Genomic DNA, 4,099 nt, shown 5'->3' with positions numbered 1-4,099 from the left:
GTCCTGATCGCCTGGTCGTTCTGGTCCTCGGTGCGCCGCAACCAGCGCCTGGCGGAAGCCGAGGGAAAAGCGGGGTCGGACGAGAAGGCTGAGGTCTCGTCCGGCGTCTGACCGGAGGCCGGGCGGCGGCCCGGCCCGAAAGGGAGGGTGTGACGCCCTCCCGGACGAGGAACGCTCTGTGGGGGCGGCCGACGCGGTCGGCCGCCCCGCGGTGTCGGCAGGAGTCTCTGGGGGCGGGAATGGGTTTCTTCGACGGACTGCTGGGCGGCAGGGCGGCCGAGTTCGACTCGGGCAGCGCGGCGTCCAACTCCATCGAGCTCACCAGGCGGCACCAGCAGGTGTCCCTCACGAAGCAGGGTGCGGCCACCGGCAACCTGCGGGTCAACCTCACCTGGCGGATGCGCACGTCCGACTTCGACGGCGAGCAGCGGGAGAGTCTGTTCCGGCACCCCTTCAAGGCGCTCAGGCCGCCGGAGGTCATGGGCCACGGGCAGAGCATGGTCAACGTCGACCTCGACCTCGGCGCGCTGTACGAGCTGGCCGACGGCAGCAAGGGGGTCGTCCAGCCCCTCGGCGGCCTGCTCGGCGACGTGAACGCGCCGCCGTACGTCAAGCTCAGCGGCGACGACCGGTTCGGCTCGGCGTCCGGCGAGACGATGTACGTCAACCTGGACCACCGGGACGACATCAAGCGGCTGCTGGTGTTCGTGTACATCTACGACCAGACGCCGGCGTTCGACCGCACCCATGCGATCGTCACGCTGTACCCGAGCAACGGGCCGCGGATCGAGATAGGCCTGGACGAACGGCATCCGCAGGCGCGGTCCTGCGCGGTGGTGATGATCGAGAACGTGAAGGACGAGCTGATCGTCCGGCGTGAGGTGAAGTTCGTGTACGGGTTCCAGGGGGAGCTGGACCGGTTGTACGGGTGGGGGCTCCAGTGGGGGCGGGGGTACAAGGCGAAGGCGGAGCGGTAGTTCCTGCCCCCGGCCTCGGCCGGGGGTACCCCAGCGCCCCTGGAAGCGTCCGGTGAGAGCGGCCGGTGAAAGCGTCCGGCTAGCGTCCGATGAACTGCGGGCCCTGGGGCGGCAGCCGGAAGTCCGTGTTCGGGACCGTGGGGACCGGGATCGGGGCCGGCGGCGGGTAGCCGTAGCCGGACTGGGGCTGCTGCTGGGTGTACGGGGGCTGCTGCGGGTAGCCGTAGGTCGGCTGGGCCGGCGAGACCGGCTGGGGGTAGCCGTAGGCCGGCTGGACGGGGACCGCGGTCGGCTGCTCGGGGGGCAGCGGCTGGGACGCCGCCGGCTCCTCCATCGGCTCGGACTCGTCCACCGAGATGCCGAAGTCCGTGGCCAGGCCCTTGAGGCCGTTGCTGTAGCCCTCGCCGAGCGCCCGGAACTTCCAGCCCTCACCCCTGCGGTACAGCTCGCCGCAGATCAGGGCCGTCTCCGCGCCGGTCTCCGGTTTGATGTCGAAATGCGCCAGCGCCTCGGCGTCCGGGGCGCCCGCGTCGTACAGCAGGATGCGCAGGGCGGGTACGTGTTCGAAGGGGATGCCGTCCGCCGATGCGACCAGGAGGATTCGGCCGACACTGGGCTCGACACCGGGCAGCTCTGTCTGGATCGTGTCGGTGAGGCCCTCGGCCACCCGTTTCTTGCCGAGCCGCCAGACCTTCCCGGAGGGGTGCCGGGGCTGGTTGTAGAAGACGAAGTCCTCGTCGGAGCGCACACGTCCGTCGGGGCCGAGGAGCAGCGCCGAGGCGTCGACGTCCGGTACTCCCTGCCCGGGCGTCCAGCGCAGCACGGCCCGGACCGTGGCGGCTTCCACCGGGACGTTCGACCCCTTCAGCATCGCGTGCGTCATGCGGTCATCCTGCCCTCTCGGTCCTGGTCACGACAACGTGGGGTGCCTTGCGGCCGACATGGGCGGGTTACCTGAAATTCATGCCCGTCGGGAACCCACGACATGACTTTGTACGTACTATTACCGGCCACCCTTTACCCAATTCACAGGCCCGGCTCAACGCCACGGGGGAGTTCCATGCGTCATTTCGGGCACATCGCCCCTGAGGTGCGACAGCGTCTCTTCCACCAGGAGCCGTGCGCGTTCACCGCGGACTCCCCGGCCCGGCTGCTCTCCGCGGCCCTGGGGGCCACGCTGTACAGCCCGGCCACCCGGCCGCGGCTCGCCGACGACATCGTCAAGCAGGCGGCCCTCGGCGTGGTCTCCATGGTGCTGTGCCTGGAGGACTCCATCGGAGACGAGGACGTGCCGGCGGGCGAGGAGAACCTCGTCCGGCAGTTCGCCGACCTGGCCGCGCGGGAGCGGGCGGGGGCGGAGCTGCCGCTGCTCTTCATCCGGGTGCGCGACGCCGAGCAGATCCCCGACCTGGTACGACGCCTGGGCGGGAACGTGTCGCTGCTGTCCGGGTTCGTGTTCCCGAAGTTCACCGAGGAACGAGGCATCCCCTTTTTGCAGGCCCTGGAGGGCGCCGAGGCGCGCAGCGGGCGCCGGCTGTTCGGGATGCCCGTGCTGGAGACGCCCGAGCTGATGTACCGGGAGACGCGGGTGGACGCCCTGGAGGGCATCGCCCGCGCCGTCGACAAGTACCGCGACAAGGTGCTCGCGCTGCGCCTCGGCGTCACCGACTTCTGCTCCTCGTACGGGCTGCGCAGGGCGCCGGACATGACCGCCTACGACGTGCAGATCATCGCCTCCGTCATCGCCGACGTGGTGAACATGCTGGGCCGGGCCGACGGCACCGGCTTCACGGTGACCGGGCCGGTGTGGGAGTACTTCCGGGTCCCGGAGCGCATGTTCAAGCCGATGCTGCGCTCCAGCCCCTTCCTGGCGGAGCAGGCCGTGGAACTGCGCGACCGGCTCATCGAGCACGCCATGGACGGTCTGCTGAGGGAGATCTCCCTCGACCAGGCCAACGGGCTGCTCGGCAAGACCTGCATCCACCCGTCCCATGTCATCCCCGTGCACGCGCTGTCCGTGGTCAGTCACGAGGAGTTCTCCGACGCGCAGGACATCCTGCGGCCGGAACGCGGCGGCGGGGGTGTACTTCGCTCGGCCTACACGAACAAGATGAACGAGGTGAAGCCGCACCGGGCCTGGGCCGAGCGGACGATGCTCCGCGCCGAGGTGTTCGGTGTCGCCAACGAGGACGTCGGCTTCGTGGAGCTGCTCGCCGCCGGGATACCCGGGTGACGGGCCCTAGGGGACGACACAGGGAACGCATGAACATCGCAGCGAACAACGGGGTCTGGTCCGGCAGCTGGGTCGCGGAGCGGCTCGGTGTCGAACTCGTGGGCGACGACGGCATCCGGGCCCTGCTGGGCCTCGCCCTGCGCCGCAACCCGAAGCGGGCCCACCTGCTGGTCTCCAACGTCCTCGGCAAGCACGTCCCGCAGTCGCCGTCCGTCGTCTACGGCCACGGTTTCGGTCTGGGCCGCCGGGTGCGTGACCTCCTCGGCGAGGAGGAGGCGGCGCGGTCGGTGGTGCTGGGCTACGCGGAGACGGCCACGGGGCTGGGGCACTCGGTGGCCGACGGGATCGGTCTCGCCCCGTACCTGCACTCCACGCGCCGGCCGGTCGAGGGGGTGACGCCCGCGGGCGGCTTCGAGGAGTCCCACTCGCACGCCACCTCGCACCTGCTGCTTCCGGCGGACCCGGCCCTGCTGTCCGGCGACGGTCCGCTGGTCCTGGTCGACGACGAGTTCTCCACGGGCAACACGGTCCTGAACACGGTCCGCGACCTCCACGCCCGCTATCCGCGGAAACGTTACGTCGTGGTGGCGTTGGTCGATATGCGCTCCCCGGAGGACGCGGGGCGCCTGGCGGCGTTCGCCGGTGAGATCGGCGCCAGGGTGGACCTGGTGGCCGCGGCCTCCGGCACCGTGAAGCTGCCTGAGGGCGTCCTGGAAAAGGGTCAGGAACTGGTGGCGCGGTACGAGGAGAGTGCCGCGAGGGGTGATCGGCCGGGTGCGGCGCCGTCGTGGCCGTTCGCGCAGTTCCCCGCGCCCCTTCCCGGCGTCGCCCCTGAAGCCGGCTTCGAGCACACCCCCCCAGGGGCGCGGGGAACTGCGCGACAAGCCCC

Annotated in this window: 4 protein-coding genes; 3 read left to right on the top strand and 1 reads right to left on the bottom strand. The window is 70.7% G+C overall.

What is annotated here, in order from left to right; translation table 11 throughout:
- Positions 1 to 239 precede the first annotated feature (239 nt).
- A complete protein-coding gene (locus tag AAW13_RS43330; protein WP_046734584.1) occupies positions 240 to 977 on the top strand; it encodes a TerD family protein in 738 nt (245 codons plus the stop codon).
- Positions 978 to 1,056: 79 nt separating this feature from the next.
- On the opposite strand, the gene AAW13_RS43325 is transcribed toward AAW13_RS43330, so the two are convergent.
- Positions 1,057 to 1,860, bottom strand: a complete 804-nt coding sequence (locus AAW13_RS43325; RefSeq protein ID WP_046734585.1) for a TerD family protein — start codon at positions 1,858 to 1,860, stop codon at positions 1,057 to 1,059.
- Positions 1,861 to 2,037: 177 nt separating this feature from the next.
- Here AAW13_RS43325 and AAW13_RS43320 point away from each other — a divergent pair, with 177 nt between their 5' ends.
- The gene (locus AAW13_RS43320; protein WP_046734586.1) at positions 2,038 to 3,210 is read left to right on the top strand and encodes an HpcH/HpaI aldolase/citrate lyase family protein; all 1,173 of its coding nucleotides are present in this window, start codon (positions 2,038 to 2,040) and stop codon (positions 3,208 to 3,210) included.
- Positions 3,211 to 3,239: 29 nt separating this feature from the next.
- Positions 3,240 to 4,099 (top strand): phosphoribosyltransferase domain-containing protein (locus AAW13_RS43315; protein ID WP_206306388.1); only part of this gene is annotated, 860 nt, incomplete at its 3' end.

The organism is Streptomyces humi (genome assembly GCF_001005085.2).
Taxonomy (GTDB): domain Bacteria; phylum Actinomycetota; class Actinomycetes; order Streptomycetales; family Streptomycetaceae; genus Streptomyces; species Streptomyces humi.
This window is presented reverse-complemented; position numbering and strand designations above follow the sequence as displayed.

What these genes read in the sequence shown, in the direction of transcription:
- AAW13_RS43330 (WP_046734584.1), top strand. Translation starts at nt 240, where the DNA reads ATGGGTTTCTTCGACGGACTGCTGGGCGGCAGGGCGGCCGAGTTCGAC.
- AAW13_RS43325 (WP_046734585.1), bottom strand. Translation starts at nt 1,860, where the DNA reads ATGACGCACGCGATGCTGAAGGGGTCGAACGTCCCGGTGGAAGCCGCC.
- AAW13_RS43320 (WP_046734586.1), top strand. Translation starts at nt 2,038, where the DNA reads ATGCGTCATTTCGGGCACATCGCCCCTGAGGTGCGACAGCGTCTCTTC.